Genomic DNA, 22,033 nt, shown 5'->3' on the forward strand with positions numbered 1-22,033 from the left:
CAGCGCTTGATCAAGATACGCGCCGGCGACGTATTCGGCGGCCCATTCTTCCCCCCGCTTCGACCCAGTTCTGAACGGTGGCGAAGGGGACGAAGACCCGATGGTCCCGCCACAAATGCCACGAAGCCGATCGGTAGGGCAGGCCGTCTTCCACCACCAACCGCACCGCCGTGTGAATCACCCGGTGCGTATAGTGGCTTTGGGGCGGGGCCAGATCCTCCATGTCGGCGTTGAAGTAACCTCCGCATCCGAGACAATGGTGCTGGGAATAGGTGATCTGAATATCTCGAGGTTTGCCGGAAACCAGGTCACCCAGATCGTGAAGCCGACGAACGACGGTGCGAAGACGATAGGCGCTCCGCCCGCACTCCGGACACGTTCGATGCCGAAAGTTGCGACTCCGCTCGCTGACTTTGGCCTTGGGCAAGTCCTCCACACGAACGATGCCCTCGGTCACATCCGGAACGTACCTTCCTGGCCCGGCCATGGCGACATCCTCCATGAGTCACACTCACTGGAATTGTCGGCCAAACCGGCTTCGAACCGAGAGGAATACTCTGTATTGATGCTACAGTCTCGATATTCAGATCACCTATTCCCAGCACCATTGTCTCGGATGCGGAGGTTACTTCAACGCCGACATGGAGGATCTGGCCCCGCCCCAAAGCCACTATACGCACCGGGTGATTCACACGGCGGTGCGGTTGGTGGTGGAAGACGGCCTGCCCTACCGATCGGCTTCGTGGCATTTGTGGCGGGACCATCGGGTCTTCGTCCCCTTCGCCACCGTTCAGAACTGGGTCGAAGCGGGGGGAAGAATGGGCCGCCGAATACGTCGCCGGCGCGTATCTTGATCAAGCGCTGGCGGACTTTCCGGCTACATCGCCGCGGACGAGTTGTACGACGGTCCTTTCTGTGTTCTCTCGATCGTGGACAATCACACGTTCAAGCGGATCTGCTACGAGGTTCTTGACCACGATCCAACCCACGACAACATCCGGCGGTTCTTCCGGCGTTTCAAAGCAGCCCTCGACGGCCGGGGGCTGACCTTGGCCGGCATCACCACGGATGGGTCGCCACTCTATCCGGTTCCCATCACCGAGGTGTTTGGCGAGAATGCCGTTGAGCGCGGCAATCGCCGACACCGCAAAATGCAGAAGACCGTGTACCGGGTTCGATCCCGGGAGCATATCATTCAGCGAATCGCATTCGACATGCAACGCGACGCCCAAGCACCAGGCCGCGATCAGGCAACCGCAATGCTCCACCTCGCCAGAGCAGGGTAGTCACCCTGTATTCATGCTACAGTCTCGTTTTAGGACGCACTCTAATACTACAACGCTAAGAAAGCTCAAGAAACGTTATGCGACCAGCCGATGGGAGGTTCGAGTGGAACTCGAACACAGGAGGTCATGGGCATGGACGCCGATACGATTCTCCGGATCAAGCCTGCTTTGACTGAATACCTTCACCAGCTTGACGGATTGATGGGACGGGTCACCAACCGCAGCCATCTGAACCGGTACGTCAGTGGCCAGCTGAGCGACTTGGACCGCAAGAGCATCGAACCGATCGCGGACGCTGCCGGTGTCCCGCCACGCACGCTTCAGGAGTTTCTGAGCATGCTGGTATGGGACGAATCTGGGGTTCGGGATGAAATTCAGCGTCAGGTGGCCCGTCGACACGGCCATCCCGACAGTGTTGGCATCATCGACGAGACGAGCTTTCCCAAGCAAGGCACCAAGACCGCCTGCGTTCAGCGGCAGCACTGCGGAGCACGGGGCAAGATGGATAACTGTGTGGTCAGCGTTCATCTGGGGTATGCCGCCGGGGAGTTTCACACGCTGCTGGACGGCGATCTTTTCTTGCCCGAGCACACCTGGGATGCGGATCGTTCCCGATGCCGGGCGGCGGGGATACCCGACGATGTGGTCTACCGCTCCAAGTGGCAGATCGCCCTCGAACAGATCCGGCGTGCCCTGGGCAACGGCGTCCGGTTCGCCTGGCTGACCTTCGATGAAGGGTACGGCGGAAAACCCCCGTTTCTGAGGGCCTTGGACGGTCTGGGCCAAAACTATGTGGGCGAGATTCCCGCCAGTTTCGTGGGCTGGACTCGTCCACCGGAGATCCTGTACCGTGAGCACGGTCGAGACCAAGGCAAAGGACGGCCCCGAAAGCTGCCCCGCCTGAAGGTTCGCAACACGCCGGCGGCGGAAGTGCGGAACATCCTCGCCCACTCGCCGGTCCTGCGGCGGATTCCCTGGGAGAAGTTCCACGTCAAGGATGGCGCCAAAGGGCCGATGGTTTGGGAGGTCAAGCGTATCCCGCTGTGGATCAAGGACGAGAATGGGCTGCCGTCCCGCCCTCATCACCTGCTGATCGCCCGCAATACCCTGGCTCCCAAAGAGGTCAAGTTCTTCCTGAGCAACGCTCCGGAGTCCACGTCCGTGGAACTGCTGCTGCTCGTGGCTTTCAGCCGCTGGCGGATTGAGCGGCTCTTCGAAGACAGCAAGACGGAACTGGGGATGGATCACTTCGAGGTCCGCAAGTACATCTCGATCCAGCGACATCTGATCCTGACCTGTGTGAGCCATCTGTTTCTGGCGGAGTTCTGGCTGGCCCATAACGACAAAAAAAACGGAGCTGACTTGGTGCCAGGTGCGGACCGCCACCCGGTCGCTCGTTCCCATGTGGTATCGCGGTGGCCGTTGCTCTCGGAAGCAGGCCGAGATCATCGCCGCGCAATTGACGATAACACAGGCCCGCAACGCGGCAGCTCGACGCTCGCACCGAAAGCGAACTCTATGTCGTTTACACAGGATGGGCATATACTTGACCAGCATACGGCGTTGCCAATGGCCCGATCGTTAGCGTTGTAGTACTAAGTGAGCACCGGAAGAACGGCTTGCCGTTCGAGGTAACCTACTTCGTTAGGATGCTCGTATGCCGCTTATTACACTGGTTACCACGTGTTACAATGAGGCCATGTCGGTTCGGTCCTGGCTTGATGACCTCGCACATCAAACGCGCCAGCCAGATCAAATCGTGGTCGTGGATGCCGGCTCGAATGATGGCACTGTGGAAGTACTGAGCGACTGGGTGACGCAATCTTCGAACAGGCTTCTGGAGGTACGAGACGGATGTACCGTCGCTCAGGGAAGGAACCGAGCCATTGAAGTTGCGTGTGGCAGCGTCATTGCGTCCACTGATATGGGCTGCCGACTAAACCATGACTGGTTCGAGCAGCTTGTGGCTCCCCTTGACACATCGTCTGAACTCTTTGATGTAGTGGCCGGCAACTACACCGTTGATCCGAGTACGCTGCGCACGGTGTGGGACTGGGCCGATTACTACCTCCACAACAAGTATGAGACGCATTTGGCCCCAGGCTTCCTGCCCTCAAGCCGCTCGATCGCGTATCGCAAGAGTGTCTGGGAGCTTTTGGGAGGCTACCCCGAGGATCTGCGGTACGCGGGCGATGACACCGTGTTTGCCAAGCAGATCTACGCGTCCGGCCTAAGAATCGCTCTTGCCCCCGAAGCAATGGCCTTCTGGCGTCGCCCTGGTTGCTGGGGCAAATACCTGAAGGAGGCCTTCAATTATGGTCGAGGCAACGGCGAAGCTGGCCTAGCGCGCGCGTTCGGATTACGCGGGGATGGCGTCGTTCATCATCTACCGCTTCTCCTTTGGACAGCATCCTTCCTCGTTAGGCGCTCGAACCTCGTGTACGCCGCTAGAGCGATTGGGGATGGGCACGTCCTCGCCGCAGCACTACTGCCCTTTCTTCGGGCCGCGTGTGTTTATAAAACTGGGCGCGGTCTTTGGGACGGTGTGAGCTACGGCGCGAGTAACTGTGTAGCGTGCAGAGCCCGACTCCGACGTGAGAGCAGGAACTCAGAACGGGCTTTCCATACGTAATTTCCCGCTGTGCCTCCTTGTGCCGAAGCCTCGCCCTTGCCGTCGTCTGGCATTTAACGGATCACCGAGATGCAATCGTTGTTCTTCCCAACCCCGCACCGCATTGCTCGGTTCCTTCTTCTAGTTCTTCTTGTTACAGAGTGCACCTTCTCTTTCTTTGAATGGGCAAAGCTTACGGTCCCGAAGGTTGGAACCATCTCGCCAACAGACATAGCCTTTGCTGGGCTTGCACTCCTTTTAGTACGATCTCTCAAGGACGGCCCGCGGTGGCTGCGATTTGTTGATGTGGTTTCCATCCTGCTTGGGTTCTGGATCCTCGTGGCAGGAGCCTATCTCGTCGGAACGCAGGCGCTGCCGACGGAGTTGTTCCTGCGTCGCCACTTGCGCCTTTCCCTCATATGGCTGTGCTTCCCCGTAATCCGAGTGCTGGATGCTCGCATTAAACTGCATCTAGGCGTTGCAGCCCTGTTCCTGGGATTCGTGGTCGCCTGCATTCATGACTACATTGTTCTTAATCATCGTGCAGATTTGATGGAGAACTGGTACTACCTGTTTCTTGGGCTCGAAGGTCACCCTGATCGTGATGCCTTAAAGGCTGTGCTGTATGCTGACCTACTGGCGAACTGGCCGAGTGGTGGCAGTCTTGTGAGCGCCCTTGCTGTCGTGTGCGTGGTCCAGATCCTGCAAGCGCGTTGTGTTGCATCACGGCTCGTCGCTTCATGCATTCTGATCGCACCGGCACTTGCTTGTGTTCTAGCTCTGTCGCGAGGACGGGTACTCGCCATTTTTGTGGTGTCCCCGCTTGCCTTGTTGTTTCTAAGAGGTACCCAGATCCTGCCGCGTGCCGCCTCGCTGTGGATAGTCCTCGGAGGCCTGGCAGTGTGCGTTTTCTCGGCGCCCAGTTTAGATTCCCCTGCTGTGCGCGAGATCCAGCGCAAGTTCCTTCGCTGGTTCGAGGAGGATCCACGGCAGGACACGTCAGTTCAGATCCGATTCGAGGATTCGTTGCAGGCGTCCCGGGAGATTGCCGCCTCGCCCTTTGTCGGGACGGGTCAGATGACTTTGCATGAGGTCACTACATTTCTTGGCGCCGACATACACGGTGTGTTGACCCTCGGATTAGTAGCAGGCCTTCCAGCCGTGCTGTTGTTGGCGATCTTCGTGGGGTCGGTCCTTCGAGCACACTCCTCATCATCAGCAAGCGTGTTTCCTTTCGCTTTCTGCGTATTTGTTCATTACCTGTTTCTTCTTCTCGCAAATGTGGATTCAACCATAACTGTGCCACGTTCCGTGATTCCATTCCTGCTATCCGCCGCACTCCTCTGTTCTGCCTCAAACACCGACATCGTAGCGCCACCTACATTACCGGGGCGTGGAGACCCCACGCTCTGCTCGCGCTCGCCACGGGCGGAAATTGTTCTCTAGGAGAGTTGCGCCTTGCACGACATTGCCGTATACAGTTGGTGGTTTACTAGAAAACAGCGGCCTCATCACCTAGTGGATGTAGCTAACGCTGGCGGTCTGGTCGCGCATGTCTGGTCACTCTCTGGTGTGCATTCACGCGGTTCCGCGCTTTTCTCCCCGAATCGCCTCAGCCGGAAGTACCTACTGCCTTTTCGCTGGGCTCGTCGTTCCGCGTTCATTTCGCATCTCAACAGCATTCAGCAACGACGAGTTGTTAGTGGGTTCGCCAGGGATGACGTGCGGCTGTTAATCTACGCTGCGTGCCCACATTACGTTCCGAAGGTAAAACATGCACCGTTGGTATACGACTGCATGGACGAATGGTCAGGCTTCGACGACGCGGACCCTGAGATCCAGGACAAAGAGGCGGCCCTTTGCAGTTTAGCGGACATCATCTGGTGTGTGAGCGCTCCACTGGTCGAGAAGCTCAAGCCAAGGTTTCCCAACAAGGTCAGATATGTCCCGAACGGTGTCAACTACGAGTTCTTCAGCAGATCCATCGCACTTCGCAATCGCTCCCCGTCTCAAGGCCTGCCCGTCCTTTGCTACATTGGCGCACTAGATTCCTGGTTTGACTCCTCGTTAGTACGCGGCGTCGCTCAGCAACTTCCAGAATGGCGCATTGTGCTTGTCGGACCACCTAGGCTTTCCGCAACACAACTGTCCGAGTTGGCCTTGCCGAACATCACACTTGCAGGGAGTCTAGACTACGGGCAACTTCCACTGCTTCTTTCCGCGGTCGATGTGTGCATGATTCCGTTTATTCTGAATGACTTGATTCGGGCAACAAGTCCCATCAAGCTCTACGAATACCTTGGTGCCGGCTTGCCTGTCGTATCAACGCCACTGCCAGAGGTTCTTGTGCATCAGGAGGCAGGCGTGGTGCAGTGCGAGAGTGATCCGCGTCGCTTCGCTCACGCTGTTCGCGAACTGCAGCAGACAAATGCACGTGAACGTCGGCAAGCCGTCGCGAGAACACGGGACTGGCAGGTACTGTTTAAAGCAGCCCTACGGGAAGCCGGCGTTCTCGACGGGTTCGGCCCCCATGAGTAGAAGGTGCACCCCAGGATCGAGCGGCGCCCTGCCAGAATGGCCGGTACGCTAACCAGTTTTGCCGCCGTGTTCTGTGGCCAGTAACCCAGCATGAAGAACCAACCCAGTCCACCCTTACCCATTAACAGACGGATCCTCGTCGTTGGATACGGTCGAGCCAACAGGGCGACCGCCTACACTCACCGTATCAAGGGTATCTGCTCCTCACTGGCCAACGCGAGATACGACGTTACACTGCTTTGGCTCACGCCGTTCTATTCGTGTTCCTCAAGTCAGTTCAGGGTCCTGCGGTCTCAGCTTCGAGTCATCGTCTGGCCCACGTTACCCGTCTTCTCTGTGCGCCCGCTCACTGTCGTGAGCCGCTTTGTATTCTCGCTCACGATCGCGCTCCTGCTAGTCGTGCTGCGACCGGCCTGCGTCCACGCTGAGACTGCGGGTGTTGCCGCGCTTGTACCCCCACGCAGGGTGCGATGCCCGCTTGTGATGGACTTGCACGGCGACGAACTCGCCGAGCTGTCTATGGCAGGGATGAAGGAATGGAGGATTAGACAAGCCGAGGCAGATCTGCAGGCCGCTGCTCAGCGTGCTGATGCGATAGTCTGTGTTTCGGAGAACCTCAAGAACACGCTGCTCCGCCACAATACGCTCGCGCGCATCCCGATGTGCATTGCACCATGTGGTGTCAATGTCGAGCAATTCGCTGCCGAGCGGTGCCGTCGCGTCCAAGCACGACAACGGCTAAACGTGGCTGATCGGCTCGTCGTCTGCTACTCTGGCGGCCTCGCAACATGGCAGTGCGTAGGTGAAACACTGGAGCTTGTGCGGCAACTCAGAGACAAGGATGGGCGAGTGTTCTTCTTGCTCCTTACACACCATGATCCAGCGCGCTGGGATACGGCACTGCGGCGGGTTGGTACCCCGGTCCGCGATTACCAAGTGCTCTCCTTGACTCCAGAAGACGTTCCCAAGTGGCTCTCTGCCGGTGATCTTGGCCTGCTTCTTCGCAGGCCAAGTCCGGTCAATGCTGTAGCGAGCCCGACCAAATTGGGCGAGTACCTCGCTGCAGGGATGCCAGTGGTGACCACACAGCATGCTGGCGACGCTCCAGAGATCATAAGACACAGTGCTTGCGGCTATGTATTAGAAGACGTTGCTGTAGGTACGGGGGAGCTCGACGTCATACATACCCTTTTGTGCAGTGTAGTAGCTGATCGGGAGAGGGTGGCGTCACGATGCGTCCATGCAGCCCGCAACTACCAGAGCTGGGCAGTAAGCACCCAGCGGATTACGGAGCTCTACGCCAACCTGCTCTCCACGTGATGCATCGCTGATGTATTCATGGGCCGGAGGTAACGATGACTCGTGTGCTTCATGCTACGTGGAGCGGGAAATATGCGGGGCTGCTCTCGCAAATCGTAACACGCCAGATGTCTGAAACGGATGTCCAGCTGACCGTGCTCTTCTGCACCGATGAGGAGGGTGGTCACGCCAAGGACCTTCGGCTGCGTGGAGTTCAAGTCCAGACGCTGAACATGCGGTCAAAGTATGGACTCTTGTCAAATCTCTACGGACTGTTTAGGCTCCACAAGCTTCTTCACGGTCGCGACTTCGACGTCATCCATATGCAGGAGATCATCCTTCCGTTCATCTTTCTCGCACTCCGACACAGGTGCCGAACAGCACGGCTGGTCCTACACAGCCGAGGGGAATTCCCGTTCGCAAGACAGACCCCTTTCAGGGCTACCTTCTTCCTACTAAAGAAGCTTCTTTACAGGGTTCTTGTCAACTCGTACGTCGACGTACTCGTGACGAACTCGGATTTCATTACGCGTCACATGATTTCGTTGGGCATACGCCCACAGCTTATCGTCAGGTTGCATAATGCTACCGATCTTTCACGGATTGACGCTATCCGGAGCCGTCGACTTGAGATCGGGAAGAGGATCAAGGAGGAACTGCGTATCGGTGAGGATGTTCCGATTCTCTCAACCGCCGCTCGGTTAGAGGGACTCAAACGGATCGACTTGCTTCTCGAAGCAATGGCTAAGCTTCAGGACACCACCGCTCAATTGCTTGTGCTAGGGGACGGCCCCATGATGGGTTCGTTGAAGCGCCACACACAGCGGCTCGGACTTGGCGAACGCGTCACGTTCTTAGGTCACAGACATGACGCCCTTGAGTGGATAGCCACGTCAAATGCGTTTGTACTACCCACTAAAGGGGAGGCATTTGGGCTTGCCTGCCTCGAGGCGATTCTGTTGGAGATTCCGGTATTTGTGATGCAGGATGCTGGGGGTATGTGCGAGTTGGTCGAACAGGGGCGCAACGGATGGACATGCAGCTCGGTCGACGATCTTGCGTTCAAGGTGGACCAGCATCTAAGCGGCAGCGCCCACCTGGCACACTGGGATTACTCCGCATTTCGGAGACGATACGACATAGGAACGTATGTCCACGAGTTGGGTTTAATGTACGCAGGATCCTGGTGAGGACACTGGAGACTTGGAGAACTGACACCCTATTCGGAGCGTGATGATGCTTCTTCTCCAGAGAGCAATCGCCTTCATGACTAGGCATTACCCCCTCTACAGCGGCGGCCCCCGGATCATTAGGTCACCGATCTTCAGATCAATAACTAAAGGCCGCAGCGACGTAATCTGGGCACGCTTACGCTGTGGTAGTCACGTTCTTGCTCCTCTCGATGACTTCAACGGTCAACTCGCGTTTTATCTGGCGGACTCGGATCGAAAGATCTCCTGGGTGTGCCGACGAATTGTACGTCCGGGAGATACCGTGATCGATATCGGCGCAAATATCGGGATCGTAACAGCTGTCTTGGCCGAACTCGTCGGGAGTAAAGGCAGAGTCTACGCCTTTGAGCCAAATCCAGAGTTGTGCGGTCTTCTGAGAAAGATGATAAAACGGAATCAGTATGAGAACGTCAGCCTTTACGAAACAGCACTTGGTGACGAGGAGGGCGAACTGGAGCTCGCTGTTCCGCACGGCCATTCCGGAGGAGCCTCGTTCGTGCGCCGAACTCAGGATTCCGCCAGCGTACGGGTCTCTGTTAGGCGCCTCTCACCCATTCTGCGCGACGCTGATGCCAAATCGGTTCGATTAGTGAAGCTTGATGTTGAAGGCTTTGAGCTAGAGGTTTTGTTGGGGGCACGGGAGTGGTTCAAGGACCATGCACCAGATGCGATTCTCTTCGAACTGAACGATTCGGCGACAAAGCAGGACTGTCATCCGACCGTTCGCGTTCTTCAGGAGTTGGGTTTTGCGTTCTTCAGCATTCCTAGGACGCTGATCCGCCCTCGTCTGCGCGAGTACAAGCCCGATGAAGGTGGTGTGCCAGAGAGTAGCGATCTCTTGGCAGTTCGCACCGGCGAAAAGCTGGCGGAGATTGGACCTTTGGTAAGCAGATGAAGAACGCCTGGCGCATCTCACGATGTAGCCTAGCAATTTGCGTGCCAGACGGCCGGCTCGCCATCCGACACGGCTATTCCGCCCGATACGACCATCAGTCGTGAGATGCGCTAGTGCCGTTTCCATAAAGGTTCTACCGGTTTTCGGCCGCGTACCGGTTTCGGTATGCAGCATAACGATTCAAGGCGGTCCGGAGTTCGGCATGATCGGGATAGTACGAGTTGCGGATGACGAACTCCTTGACCGGCGTGAACTGGCATTCGATCGGGTTCAGCCATGATGCGTTGGTCGGCGTCCAGATCATGTGAACGTTGTTGGCCTGGCACCATCGCCGAACCTCGGGCGTGCCGTGGGGCGAGAAGTTGTCCAGGATGAGATGGACCCGCTGCTCGGCCGGGTACTGCCGCCTCATGCGTTTCAGTACCTCCAGAACTTCGCGAGACCGCTTTCTCGCACGCGTGTACCCCCACAGCCTGTCGGCGTGGATGTCGTAGAACGCCAGCCAATGTCGCACGCCCTGCTGTCGCGTGTACGTGGTGGGCCAGCGTTTCTGCCGGTTGCTGCGATAGTAACCCTGCCCCGGTTGCGGTCGAATCTCCAGCGGGCCGAACTCGTCGAACGAGATGGTCGGCCCATTCGAGGCGGGCTGGTTCACGAACCGGCGAATCACTTTTTTTCTACGGCGGCAAAGCCCGCTTGAGGCTTTCTGGAGGATTGGCCGATAGGGATGGGTGGAGCTTCAAGCGAGGAGGGCCACGGATGGCCAGGACTCAATCCCGCCCGAAGGCACCGGTAGAGAAGGCGCTTCACACCTGTGCGACTCGTTGTCCCCGCCGTAACCCCGCCGCATACCTCGCCCAGCTCGAAGTCTTGCTGCTCAAGCGGACTTTGCCGCCGTAGGTTTTTTTAGACTTGAGCGCGGGATCGTTGCATTCTTTCCAGGTTTTCGTGCGACGCAGGCGGACCTTGGCACCTTTGATGTTCTGAAGCTTCCTTCCTTCGTCGATCCGGAGGTTTCGAACGTACAAGCACATGGCGAGACTCCACGTGAAACCGTGGCATCCATGTCAACACGTGGCACTCTATATATACCATCTCTCGCCATGGCGCAAATCCGTCAGCACGAGAAAGTTACATCACGTTTTTGGAAACGGCAACTAGCTCAGCTGGACTGCGTTACCAGGGTCATGAAGAGCATGCGAATCGCTTTGGTGAACAACTTCTACTACGAAAGGGGGGGATCAGAACGCGTCCTTCTGAAGGAGGAGGAGCTTCTCAGGCAGCACGGACACCAAACAATCGCCTTCTCCACGCAGCACCAGGGAAACTGTCCCTCTGAGGCTGCAGGCTTCTTTGTCGATCGATGTGACACTTCGCATCTCTCCTTCGTGCAGAAGCTCCGCACTGTGCCCAAGATGGTGTATAACCGGTCGACCGGCAAAGCGTTCCTCAAGCTGATAGATGACCGCCGTCCTGATCTTGTCCACTGCCACAATATTTACGGTACACTGACAACAGCCGTGCTCGACGCCGCGAGACGCCGGAAGGTCCCAACCGTCCTGACTCTTCACGACTGCAAGCTGATTTGTCCATCGTACCTCATGCTCGACCACGGGCGGGTCTGCGAAGCATGCCTTGGAGGCACGTTCTACCGATGCGTACTGAAGGGCTGTCACAAGAACAGCCGGACGGCATCGCTTGTCTACACCATTGAATCGTACTTCAACCGTTGGCTTGGCAAGTACGATTGGCCCCGTTACCTCCTATGCCCGAGCATGTTTCTCCTCCGCAAGCATCTGGAAGCAGGCTTCGCCGAGGATCGGCTCGTACACCTCCCCAACCCCATCGATACCCAGCAGTATGCGCCCGATTACGGCCGCCACGAGTTTGGCGTGTTCATCGGACGGCTGTCCCACGAGAAGGGCATCTTCACACTACTGCGCGCGGTACGCGGCCTCAGTATTCCGCTGCGAATTGTAGGCGATGGGCCACTCAAGGAACCGCTGCAGCAATTCATCACCGACAACGGCGTGAACGGCGTCGCTCTCGACGGCTACAAGACCGGCGAGGAACTGCGCGAACTCTGCCGCCGGGCAGCCATGGTAATCGTCCCATCAGAGTGCCACGAGAACGCCCCGATGACCATCCTTGAGGCCTTCGCCTCAGGCAAGCCGGTCATCGCCGCGAATATCGGCGGCATCTCCGAGATGGTTATCCCCGGCAAGACCGGCCTGCTTTTTCAGTCGGGTGATGCCGATCAACTGCGTGACTGCATTAGGAGCCTCTGGTCCGATCCGGCTAAGCTCGTAGAGATGGGCCGTGCTGCGCGCCGCTTGGTGGAGACCTCCCACTCGTTGGAGACTCATTACGAGCGGCTAATTGCAGTGTACAACCAAACAATTCGTTAGCGACCTCAGAGATGAATCGATGAATACCTCTCGACGAAGCGCGCGAACACGACTGGAAAGCGCCTTTTACTACTTTGCAGGGTTGGCGTTTTTGTGTCTGGCTAGGATCAAATACATGTTCTGTGGCTACTCTTCTCCTAAGCCGTTTACGGTTCGCGACTACAGCAGATGCTTCGAGTACGACATAGGCGTCGTTGAGCACTGGCTGTCTTATCTGGACAAATATTCATCTGGCCAGGCATCCTTAGCGGGCAAGACGGTCTTGGACCTAGGTCCCGGCGCTGATCTTGGCGTTGGCGTGTACCTCCTATCAAAGGGCGCTGGGAGGTACAATGCCATCGACGTGAACAATCTGATCAAGAGTGTTCCGCAGCAGTTCTACGGGAAGTTTCTTGCCCGTCTTAGCGAGATCACTTTGCCCACTACTCTGGACTCCCTTAGAACTCAACTTGACAGGCTACAGGCCGGAGAAAGTGACAGACTGAACTACGTATGTCGCAGCGATTTCGACATCGTGTCAGCCTTTGGTGAGAAGAGCACGGACTTGGTTTTTAGTCAGGCAGCCTTTGAGCACTTTGACAATGTCGATCACACCGTTAAACAGTTAAGCAGCGTCACGAGGAGCGGCGCAATCATTATCGCCGAGATTGATCTGAAGACACACTCCCGATGGATTCGCGAGAAGGATCCGAATAGTATTTACCGGTATAGCGAGATACTATACAACGTGCTAAGATTTCGTGGTAGCCCGAACCGTGTTAGACCATACCAGTACATCGATTCTTTCAGGCGTCACGGGTGGCACACTATAGTTGTCATGCCATTGACTACTCTTGATGGCACTCAGTATTGCTCAATACGGGAATCACTGCATCCGGCCTTCCGCGAAGAGAAGAATCAGATGCACTACTTGACCATTATGTTCTGCGCGACAAAGCGATAGACGATGTCATGATATGCGCTGAGCACCTACGTCTCCGGTGATAGAAGTGCATTTACATTAAAGGGTAACGATGGAAGCCTCCATCATCGTCACATACCGCTGCCCTATGCAGTGTACGATGTGCAACGTGTGGGCGAACCCCACGAAGGAAGAGGAGGAGTTCAAACCTGACCTCCTCAGGAAACTTCCCCCCGTGGGTTTGGTTAACGTGACCGGCGGTGAGCCGACCATTCGGGACGACCTGGACGAGATCATTGGTATCCTCTTGACCAAGACAGATCGTGTGGTGGTCAGTACCAGCGGCTGGTTCGAGGACCGCGTCGTTGGGCTTGCCCGCAAGCATCCGCGCCTCGGCTTCCGCGTAAGCATCGAGGGCCTCTCCCAGAGGAACGACGAACTCCGCGGCCGCCCCGGGGGATTCGACCGGGGCCTGCGCGTCCTGCTGGGCCTGCGCCGGATGGGAGTTAAGGACATTGGCTTCGGGATCACGGTTTCCAACAGCAACTCCGCCGACATGCTCTCGCTGTACGACCTGGCCCGGGAGCTCAAGCTCCAGTTCGCCACTGCCGCTTTCCACAATTCCTTCTACTTCCATAAGGACGACAACGTCATCACTAACCTTGACGAGGTCACCGCAAATTTCGAGGAGCTGATCAACCGGCTTATGCGGGAGGGCCACCCCAAGAGCTGGTTCCGGGCGTTCTTCAATATGGGCTTAGTCAACTACATCCACGGTAAGCCGCGTCTCCTGCCCTGCGAAGCCGGCTCCGAGAACTTCTTCATCGACCCCTACGGCAATGTCCTGCCCTGCAACGGCATGGAACGTAAGCACTGGTACGACACCATGGGCAATCTCCACGAGGTGCAGGACTTCATGGAGATCTGGAACGGCCCGAAGGCCCGCGAAGTTCGCCAGAAGGTCCGCCGGTGCCCCAAGAACTGCTGGATGATCGGCTCGGCCTCCCCGGTGATGAAGAAATACATCCGGCAGGTAGCCATGTGGGTGATCAAGAACAAGATCCGCACCATGCGCGGCCAGCGGATCAAGACTGCCTGCCTGCCCGTCCTCAATATCCCTCCCTGCGACAGCCATTGACCTCCATGCGCATTGCCTTTCTCGTCGTCAAGAACATCGCCCGCGGCGGCGGGATTGAGAAGTACACCCAGGAACTCGGCTCGCGCCTGGTGAGCCGCGGCCACGACGTGACCGTCTACTCGATGCGCCACTACGGCCAGGTGCCTGCCGAGTTCCAGGGCATGCGCATCGTAGGCGTACGCTCGGTCCGCAAAGCTGCCGCGGAGAAGCTCTCCACCTCCGCAACGGCCGCCTTAAAGGTGCTCACCGGGTCTCGTTACGACATCGTCCACTTCCACAGCGTGGCTGCTGGTGCCTTCGCTTGGATGGCCCGCGTCCGCCGCGAAAAATGCGTCCTTCAGATGCACGGCCTGGAGTGGAAGCGCAGCCGCTGGGGCAAGGGCGGCGCGATGGTCCTCCGCCTGCTGGAGGGCCTCTGCCTGCGCCAGTCACACGCCTATACGGCCGTCTCTCGCACCCAGTGCGATCACTTCGCCCAGCGCGGCATCGAGATGGCTTACATTCCCACGGGAACTGAACTCAAGGAGCCCATGCCGCCCCAGGAGATCCTCAAGCTCGGTCTTGAGCCCGGCCGCTACGTCCTCTTCGCCTCGCGCCTGGTCGCAGAGAAGGGCGCCCACTACCTCATCCCGGCCTTTCGCCGTCTCGGAGTTGACCACAAGCTGGTAATCGCTGGCGATGTGCCCGGCGCGGATCGCTACAAGGCGGAGCTGCTCAAGCTCGCTGATGGCGATCCCAGGATCCTCTTCCCTGGATTCGTAACCGGCCGACTGCTGGAGGAGCTGTTCAGTCATGCGGCCGTTTACGTTCAACCCTCCGAGGTTGAAGGCCTTTCGATAGCCCTTCTGGAGGCCATGAGCTACGGCAATTGCTGCCTGGTGAGCGACATTCCCGAGAACGTGGAAGCCATCGACGCGGCTGGTTGGACCTTCGGCAACAAGGAGATCAACTCCTTGGCCGAGCGGCTCGCTTGGTTGCTGCGGAATCCCACCGAAGCCCGCAAGACCTCAGAACAAGCCAGACAGCGAATCCGCGACCATTACTCCTGGGACCACATCACCGACCAGTTCGAGACCCTCTACAAAGGCGTTCTCTCGCGATAACCCATCCGTCATCGGTCATCATCCCAGCGAGCCCCGATGTCAGGAGCTCTCCCCGGTTTGCTGCTGGTGGCTCGAGGCTCCTCCCGCCGTCTGAGATCGTCTCCAGTACCGAGTCTTTTCGGCAAGCCTGCATGAACCGTCTTGAATCGTCTGGTAAGGTCATCTGTCATCCTGAGGACCGATGGAGGACAGATGATGAGCACCGGCATCTCGCGTGATGTTCCTGCCCGGCTGGAGGGAACGCTCCGGCGTTTTGAGCGATGGCGTGAGAACCGCAATGGCCGCTCGCGCATTCCTGAGAGGCTATGGGCGTTGGCGGTGAAGGCGGTGGCCCGGTACGGACTTCACTCGACCGCCCGGGCGAGAGTGGATTGGTCAACAACATCAATGTCGCATAGGGCAGAGCAACAGGGCGGGCCAGCGGGTTGTTGTTGATTCGTGAGTGAGCATGCGGCCGGCCCTATGTCGAGAGGCGCCCGAGAACCAGCCAGGTCCCTGAGCATTGAGCATGCAGTGGTTGTCTGCTATTCCCGAGGCAACGAGTACTCGCTGTCGCGTCCTCATCGCTGTTGATGGGTTTGGGGCAGTCGTGCTCCTGACTCACGTTCCGCAGAGCATTGTACGCCATCCATCGTGGGCGGAGACAGCCGAATGGCCAATCCACGCTACCCTCTATTGCCTACTAACCTGGCTGCTGCTGTGGCTTAGTCGGTCCAGTTGCAGTTGGTTTCGCACGACAACGGCCTTACTTTCGGTTGTCCTATTGGCTGCAGCCGACGAGGTCACGCAGGACTGGACCGGTCGTGCCGCGAGTTTGGGTGACTGGCTCGCCGATATGATAGGCGCTATCCTCGCTGCGACTGTCTGGCTATGGCGTCGTCGGGCCTGCGATCGGAAGTCGTGTGATCCCGTCCTGCCCGACCACGGCTTGCTGGAGTAGGATCGAGCCACCAGATGCGCTCGACTGCCTGGCCCAGCGTGTCTATCCGCTTGGTTGTCCAGATCGGCGTCCTCGGGACCGCACCGGCCACCGCTCAGATCCCATCGGGCAATGCCCGGCCGAGGCCCCTGGACTACGCTTGGGTCGGGTCGGCGCTTGGACCGTGGATGTTCAAATCGCCTGCCGCCGGGGCGGGGACGCTTTCTCCTTGGCGCTGCCGCTGTAGCCGCTCCAACTCGTGCAATTCGCGGTAGAGCTTGTTCTCAAGCGCGGTTTCGTACCGTCCTACGGACTCGTTGAGTGTGCGGATGTGCTCAGTCGTGAGTTCGTCCTCGATGGGTGTCCGTACAAACCTGGGCAAGCCGCATGAATCCGTGTACGTGCGCAAGTCCTCGAGCATTTCAACCCTGTCACGTATCAATTGGGCCATGCAGTCCTTCTCGATTTCTGCCGCCCGCTTGATACGGACCATGAGCAGGCTGATCTGTTCGACCAGCCAGCGTTCGAGGGGTCCCACGGGCCGGTAGTGCTCCAGCATATGCCCAAGCACCTCTGCGTAGGCTGACTGATCCTGGTCGGTGATCCTTTTGGCCAGCAGGCCGTGCTTGACAGCGTTCTGGCTCGTCTGGCCGGTATCATGCGGGCCGGTGGAAGACCGGGCGTTCCGTCTGTTGGCACCGATCTGCTTGCGAGAGCTCATTCGAGGCCCCTCCTCAGCAGGAGCAACGGAATACCGTGGAATTCAACGGATTCCGCGGGACACTGTCAAGGCTTTTCATCCTCGGCGCAGCGTCACGGAAGGCCTTAGTACTACAACGCTAAGAAAGCTCAAGAAACGTTATGCGACCAGCCGATGGGAGGTTCGAGTGGAACTCGAACACAGGAGGTCATGGGCATGGACGCCGATACGATTCTCCGGATCAAGCCTGCTTTGACTGAATACCTTCACCAGCTTGACGGATTGATGGGACGGGTCACCAACCGCAGCCATCTGAACCGGTACGTCAGTGGCCAGCTGAGCGACTTGGACCGCAAGAGCATCGAACCGATCGCGGACGCTGCCGGTGTCCCGCCACGCACGCTTCAGGAGTTTCTGAGCATGCTGGTATGGGACGAATCTGGGGTTCGGGATGAAATTCAGCGTCAGGTGGCCCGTCGACACGGCCATCCCGACAGTGTTGGCATCATCGACGAGACGAGCTTTCCCAAGCAAGGCACCAAGACCGCCTGCGTTCAGCGGCAGCACTGCGGAGCACGGGGCAAGATGGATAACTGTGTGGTCAGCGTTCATCTGGGGTATGCCGCCGGGGAGTTTCACACGCTGCTGGACGGCGATCTTTTCTTGCCCGAGCACACCTGGGATGCGGATCGTTCCCGATGCCGGGCGGCGGGGATACCCGACGATGTGGTCTACCGCTCCAAGTGGCAGATCGCCCTCGAACAGATCCGGCGTGCCCTGGGCAACGGCGTCCGGTTCGCCTGGCTGACCTTCGATGAAGGGTACGGCGGAAAACCCCCGTTTCTGAGGGCCTTGGACGGTCTGGGCCAAAACTATGTGGGCGAGATTCCCGCCAGTTTCGTGGGCTGGACTCGTCCACCGGAGATCCTGTACCGTGAGCACGGTCGAGACCAAGGCAAAGGACGGCCCCGAAAGCTGCCCCGCCTGAAGGTTCGCAACACGCCGGCGGCGGAAGTGCGGAACATCCTCGCCCACTCGCCGGTCCTGCGGCGGATTCCCTGGGAGAAGTTCCACGTCAAGGATGGCGCCAAAGGGCCGATGGTTTGGGAGGTCAAGCGTATCCCGCTGTGGATCAAGGACGAGAATGGGCTGCCGTCCCGCCCTCATCACCTGCTGATCGCCCGCAATACCCTGGCTCCCAAAGAGGTCAAGTTCTTCCTGAGCAACGCTCCGGAGTCCACGTCCGTGGAACTGCTGCTGCTCGTGGCTTTCAGCCGCTGGCGGATTGAGCGGCTCTTCGAAGACAGCAAGACGGAACTGGGGATGGATCACTTCGAGGTCCGCAAGTACATCTCGATCCAGCGACATCTGATCCTGACCTGTGTGAGCCATCTGTTTCTGGCGGAGTTCTGGCTGGCCCATAACGACAAAAAAAACGGAGCTGACTTGGTGCCAGGTGCGGACCGCCACCCGGTCGCTCGTTCCCATGTGGTATCGCGGTGGCCGTTGCTCTCGGAAGCAGGCCGAGATCATCGCCGCGCAATTGACGATAACACAGGCCCGCAACGCGGCAGCTCGACGCTCGCACCGAAAGCGAACTCTATGTCGTTTACACAGGATGGGCATATACTTGACCAGCATACGGCGTTGCCAATGGCCCGATCGTTAGCGTTGTAGTATTAGAATCCCGCGTGGATTGGCATTGGGAGCTCTTTGATGAAAACCGCGACGGTGACCACGCAACGGGAAGGCCAGGTCGTTCACCTGCCGGCGGAGGTTCGGCTGCAAGGCAACGAGGTGTTCGTCGTACAGGTCGGGCAATCCGTCGTTCTGGTGCCCAAGGGAGGCAGTCCGTGGCAATCGCTGCGCGGCAGCCTGGATCAGTTCTCTGATGACTACATGGCAGATCGCGACCAGCCAGGCCCTCAGCAGCGCGAGGCGGTTTTCCAGTGAGATACCTCCTCGACACACCAACATCTGCATCTTCATCATCAAGCGGAGGCCGCCGGCCGTGCTCGACCGCTTCGAGCAGCACCCGGCCGGGGGTCTCCTCGGTCACGTTGGCCGAGCTGCGTGACGGGCGCCTCGAAAAGTGTCCGTCCTGGCCAGAGCGATGCGGCTCGGCGCTTTGACCGTGGATGTTCAAATCGCCTGCCGCCGGGGCGGGGACGCTTTCTCCTCGGCACCGCCGCTGCAGCCGCTCCAACTCGTGCAGCACGCGGTATAGCTTGTTGTTCAGGGCGGTCTCCTACCGGCCGACGGATTCGTTGAGCTGGGTTCCGGGCGGTCCTCCAGCCCCAGGCCTGGCCAGCAGGCGGATTGGCGGGATCACGAGGGGCGGATTACGAAACGAAGCCAATTCGCCTTCGGTACAGAGGCAACCTTCGGCGGAAGCACGAGTTACACGCTCAGCATCAAACAGGTCCGAAGGGGGTGTAGGATAGAGCGGGTCGATGGTTGACGCCGACCGCAAGCAGTACCGCCGGGCCACACGCCGGCACATCCTGCTCCAATCGTCGAAAACAGCGTGACCACCCCCGCGGATCACCCCCCGCGCGGCCAACCAGTTCCCCGGTTCTGATGGGGGCTCACCCTACTGCCCGCCGAGATGGCCGACGACTGGCTGGGGCACTCGCCCAAGGGTAGCAATCGCCTTTCTACGGGCGATGCCCAGCCGGATGACCTGCTGCCCCTGGTCAAGGTGATCGGGCAGCAGTGCACCGCTGCAGGATTCAGGAGCTTGTGCTTGCGCAGCCGGTCCGGGATGGCGTGGATGATGCCTGATCGGAGCCGGATCTGCGGGCCATCCGTCCGCGCTTTGGGGCGGGTTGGACTGGGGTGTATCGCTGAAAGCTACTCCAATGCCCATCGATTTCACTCGTGACCGTTTCGTCGTGACCGGCGGGGCCGGATTCCTCGGCTCCTTTCTCTGCCAGAAGCTTCGCGCCCGCGGCGTGACCCCCGACCGGCTCTTCGTCCCGCTCATCGAAGACTACGACCTCACCCGCGAGGCGGATGTCGAGCGGCTATACGCGACGGCCCGGCCCGATGTGGTCATTCACCTCGCCGCCCAGGTCGGCGGCATCGGGGCCAACCGGGCCAACCCCGGCCGGTACTTCTACGCCAACATGGCCATGGGCCTGCATCTCATCGAGCACGCCCGCCGGAATGGCACCAAAAAATTCGTCCAGGTGGGCACCATCTGCGCGTACCCCAAGTTCACTCCCCTGCCCTTCCGCGAGGAGGAGCTCTGGAACGGCTATCCCGAGGAGACCAACGCGCCCTATGGCGTGGCGAAGAAGGCCCTCCTGGTCATGTGTCAGGCCTACCGCCAGCAGTATGGACTCAACGCGGTCTACCTCCTGCCGGTCAATCTCTACGGCCCGCGCGACAACTTCGACCTCGAAACCTCGCACGTCATCCCGGCCCTGATTCGCAAGTGCATCGAGGCTCGCGACGCCGGGGACGATCGAGTGGTCTGCTGGGGCGACGGCTCGCCCACCCGCGAGTTCCTTTACGTCGAGGACGCGGCCGAGGGGCTGGTCCTGGCGACAGAGCGGTACGACCAGCCGGGCCCGGTCAACCTCGGCTCTGGCCGGGAGATCAGCATCTGCAATCTCACCGAGCTGGTCGCCCGGCTGACGCGGTTCACGGGCCGGATCGAGTGGGATACCACTCAGCCCAACGGCCAGCCGCGGCGCTGTCTGGACACCACCCGCGCCCGCGAGCGCTTCGGCTTCACCGCCGGCACGGACTTTGAGGAAGGTCTTCGAAAGACAATTGGGTGGTACGAGCAGCATCGCCAGGCTGCCCGCTGAGAGCTGATCGCTGAAAACTCATTGAGAGGAAGCAATTCATGTCGCGCAAAGCACTCATCACCGGCATCACCGGCCAGGACGGCAGCTATCTCGCCGAATTCCTGCTGGCCAAAGGCTACGAGGTCCACGGCATCATCCGCCGCTCCAGCTCGTTCAACACGGAGCGCATCGACCATCTCTACAAAGATCCCCACGAGCACGATGCCCGCCTGTTCCTGCACTTTGGCGACCTGACCGACGGCACCGGCGTGCGCGAAGTGCTCACCCGCGTGCAGCCCGATGAAGTCTATAACCTGGGCGCCCAGTCGCACGTCCGCGTGAGCTTCGACCAGCCCGTCTACACCACCCAGGTGGTGGCCGTGGGGACGATGCGGCTGCTGGAAGCCATCCGTGACACCGGCGTGGCCTGCCGGTTCTATCAGGCCTCCTCCAGCGAAATGTACGGCAAGGTGGTCGAGGCGCCCCAGACCGAAAAGACGCCCTTTTACCCACGAAGCCCCTACGCCTGCGCGAAGCTCTGCGGCTATTGGCAGACGGTCAACTACCGCGAGAGCTACGGCATGTTCGCCTGCAACGGGATCCTGTTCAACCACGAGTCCCCGCGCCGCGGCGAGACCTTCGTGACCCGCAAGATCACTCGCGCCGCCACCCGCATCGCCGAGGGGCTCCAGAAGAAGCTCTACCTGGGCAACCTCGACGCCAAGCGCGACTGGGGGTTTGCCGGCGATTACGTGGAAGCCATGTGGCTCATGCTCCAGCAGGACAAGGCGGATGATTATGTGATCGCGACCGGCGAGACCCACTCCGTGCGCGAGTTCCTCGAACTGGTCTTCCAGCGCGTGGGCCTGGATTGGAAGCAATACGTCGAATGCGACCCGCGTTACCTGCGCCCGGCCGAAGTGGACCTGCTCTTGGGCGACTCGGCCAAGGCGCGTCGCGTTCTTGGCTGGAAACCGAAGGTGAGCTTCGCCGGCCTGGTGGAAATGATGGTTGACGCCGACTGGGAGCTGGCCCGCCGGGAGTGCGTCCTGGCCGACCACGGCATGCTCAAGGAGAATCGACCCGCACGCGGATAACGTGAGCTGAGCAACGCCAGGTAACGCGCCGCGCCGAAGTGGCTGCGACAATGAAAAAAGCGGCAGGGCTCGCCAGGGCCTTGCCGCTCATTGCATTTCATGCATGGCC

20 protein-coding genes are annotated in these 22,033 nt (G+C 59.1%); 17 read left to right on the top strand and 3 right to left on the bottom strand.

Features of this window, described 5'->3' with window-relative positions; all coding sequences use genetic code 11:
* Positions 1-10: 10 nt before the first annotated feature.
* A complete protein-coding gene (locus KA354_19235) occupies positions 11-487 on the bottom strand; it encodes a hypothetical protein (GenBank protein ID MBP7936781.1) in 477 nt (158 codons plus the stop codon).
* A gap of 409 nt (positions 488-896) precedes the next feature.
* Here KA354_19235 and KA354_19240 point away from each other — a divergent pair, with 409 nt between their 5' ends.
* The 8 genes from KA354_19240 (at position 897) to KA354_19275 (ending at position 9,861) form a co-directional block, all read left to right on the top strand.
* On the top strand, positions 897-1,286 hold the full coding sequence (locus tag KA354_19240) for a hypothetical protein (GenBank protein ID MBP7936782.1): 390 nt from the start codon (positions 897-899) through the stop codon (positions 1,284-1,286).
* Between the two features lie 132 nt (positions 1,287-1,418).
* Positions 1,419-2,879: an IS701 family transposase gene (locus KA354_19245; protein ID MBP7936783.1), complete on the top strand. Its 1,461-nt coding sequence runs from the start codon at positions 1,419-1,421 to the stop codon at positions 2,877-2,879.
* A gap of 64 nt (positions 2,880-2,943) precedes the next feature.
* A complete protein-coding gene (locus KA354_19250; protein ID MBP7936784.1) occupies positions 2,944-3,918 on the top strand; it encodes a glycosyltransferase in 975 nt (324 codons plus the stop codon).
* A 69-nt stretch (positions 3,919-3,987) separates the two neighbouring features.
* Positions 3,988-5,343 carry a hypothetical protein gene (locus tag KA354_19255; protein MBP7936785.1) on the top strand — a complete coding sequence of 452 codons (1,356 nt, stop codon included), beginning with the start codon at positions 3,988-3,990 and terminating at the stop codon, positions 5,341-5,343.
* A gap of 351 nt (positions 5,344-5,694) precedes the next feature.
* Entirely contained in the window at positions 5,695-6,435 is a 741-nt protein-coding gene (locus KA354_19260; protein MBP7936786.1) for a glycosyltransferase, read from the top strand.
* A gap of 90 nt (positions 6,436-6,525) precedes the next feature.
* A complete protein-coding gene (locus tag KA354_19265; protein ID MBP7936787.1) occupies positions 6,526-7,755 on the top strand; it encodes a glycosyltransferase in 1,230 nt (409 codons plus the stop codon).
* Positions 7,756-7,790: 35 nt separating this feature from the next.
* Positions 7,791-8,924, top strand: a complete 1,134-nt coding sequence (locus KA354_19270) for a glycosyltransferase (protein ID MBP7936788.1) — start codon at positions 7,791-7,793, stop codon at positions 8,922-8,924.
* Between the two features lie 304 nt (positions 8,925-9,228).
* The gene (locus KA354_19275) at positions 9,229-9,861 is read left to right on the top strand and encodes an FkbM family methyltransferase (protein MBP7936789.1); all 633 of its coding nucleotides are present in this window, start codon (positions 9,229-9,231) and stop codon (positions 9,859-9,861) included.
* Positions 9,862-9,994: 133 nt separating this feature from the next.
* Here KA354_19275 and KA354_19280 read toward each other — a convergent pair whose 3' ends face one another.
* Positions 9,995-10,516, bottom strand: coding sequence for a transposase (locus KA354_19280; protein ID MBP7936790.1), 522 nt, complete (start codon positions 10,514-10,516; stop codon positions 9,995-9,997).
* A 541-nt stretch (positions 10,517-11,057) separates the two neighbouring features.
* Here KA354_19280 and KA354_19285 point away from each other — a divergent pair.
* The 5 genes from KA354_19285 to KA354_19305 all read left to right on the top strand — a co-directional run bounded on the left by KA354_19285 (position 11,058) and on the right by KA354_19305 (position 16,351).
* Positions 11,058-12,269, top strand: a complete 1,212-nt coding sequence (locus tag KA354_19285) for a glycosyltransferase (GenBank protein ID MBP7936791.1) — start codon at positions 11,058-11,060, stop codon at positions 12,267-12,269.
* Positions 12,270-12,384: 115 nt separating this feature from the next.
* A complete protein-coding gene (locus tag KA354_19290) occupies positions 12,385-13,212 on the top strand; it encodes a methyltransferase domain-containing protein (protein ID MBP7936792.1) in 828 nt (275 codons plus the stop codon).
* Positions 13,213-13,282: 70 nt separating this feature from the next.
* A complete protein-coding gene (locus tag KA354_19295; GenBank protein ID MBP7936793.1) occupies positions 13,283-14,308 on the top strand; it encodes a radical SAM protein in 1,026 nt (341 codons plus the stop codon).
* 5 nt (positions 14,309-14,313) lie between these two features.
* Positions 14,314-15,411, top strand: coding sequence for a glycosyltransferase family 4 protein (locus tag KA354_19300; GenBank protein MBP7936794.1), 1,098 nt, complete (start codon positions 14,314-14,316; stop codon positions 15,409-15,411).
* A 508-nt stretch (positions 15,412-15,919) separates the two neighbouring features.
* Positions 15,920-16,351 carry a VanZ family protein gene (locus KA354_19305; GenBank protein ID MBP7936795.1) on the top strand — a complete coding sequence of 144 codons (432 nt, stop codon included), beginning with the start codon at positions 15,920-15,922 and terminating at the stop codon, positions 16,349-16,351.
* Between the two features lie 133 nt (positions 16,352-16,484).
* Here KA354_19305 and KA354_19310 read toward each other — a convergent pair whose 3' ends face one another.
* Positions 16,485-17,051, bottom strand: a complete 567-nt coding sequence (locus tag KA354_19310; GenBank protein ID MBP7936796.1) for a hypothetical protein — start codon at positions 17,049-17,051, stop codon at positions 16,485-16,487.
* Positions 17,052-17,246: 195 nt separating this feature from the next.
* Here KA354_19310 and KA354_19315 point away from each other — a divergent pair, with 195 nt between their 5' ends.
* The 4 genes from KA354_19315 to gmd all read left to right on the top strand — a co-directional run bounded on the left by KA354_19315 (position 17,247) and on the right by gmd (position 21,924).
* Positions 17,247-18,707, top strand: coding sequence for an IS701 family transposase (locus tag KA354_19315; GenBank protein MBP7936797.1), 1,461 nt, complete (start codon positions 17,247-17,249; stop codon positions 18,705-18,707).
* 39 nt (positions 18,708-18,746) lie between these two features.
* Entirely contained in the window at positions 18,747-18,983 is a 237-nt protein-coding gene (locus KA354_19320; protein MBP7936798.1) for an AbrB/MazE/SpoVT family DNA-binding domain-containing protein, read from the top strand.
* 908 nt (positions 18,984-19,891) lie between these two features.
* Positions 19,892-20,848, top strand: coding sequence for a GDP-L-fucose synthase (locus KA354_19325; protein ID MBP7936799.1), 957 nt, complete (start codon positions 19,892-19,894; stop codon positions 20,846-20,848).
* A 38-nt stretch (positions 20,849-20,886) separates the two neighbouring features.
* Positions 20,887-21,924, top strand: coding sequence for a GDP-mannose 4,6-dehydratase (gene gmd, locus KA354_19330; protein MBP7936800.1), 1,038 nt, complete (start codon positions 20,887-20,889; stop codon positions 21,922-21,924).
* The last annotated feature ends 109 nt before the right edge of the window (positions 21,925-22,033 follow it).

It is taken from the genome of Phycisphaerae bacterium, from assembly GCA_018003015.1.
Classification (GTDB): Bacteria; Planctomycetota; Phycisphaerae; order UBA1845; family PWPN01; genus JAGNEZ01.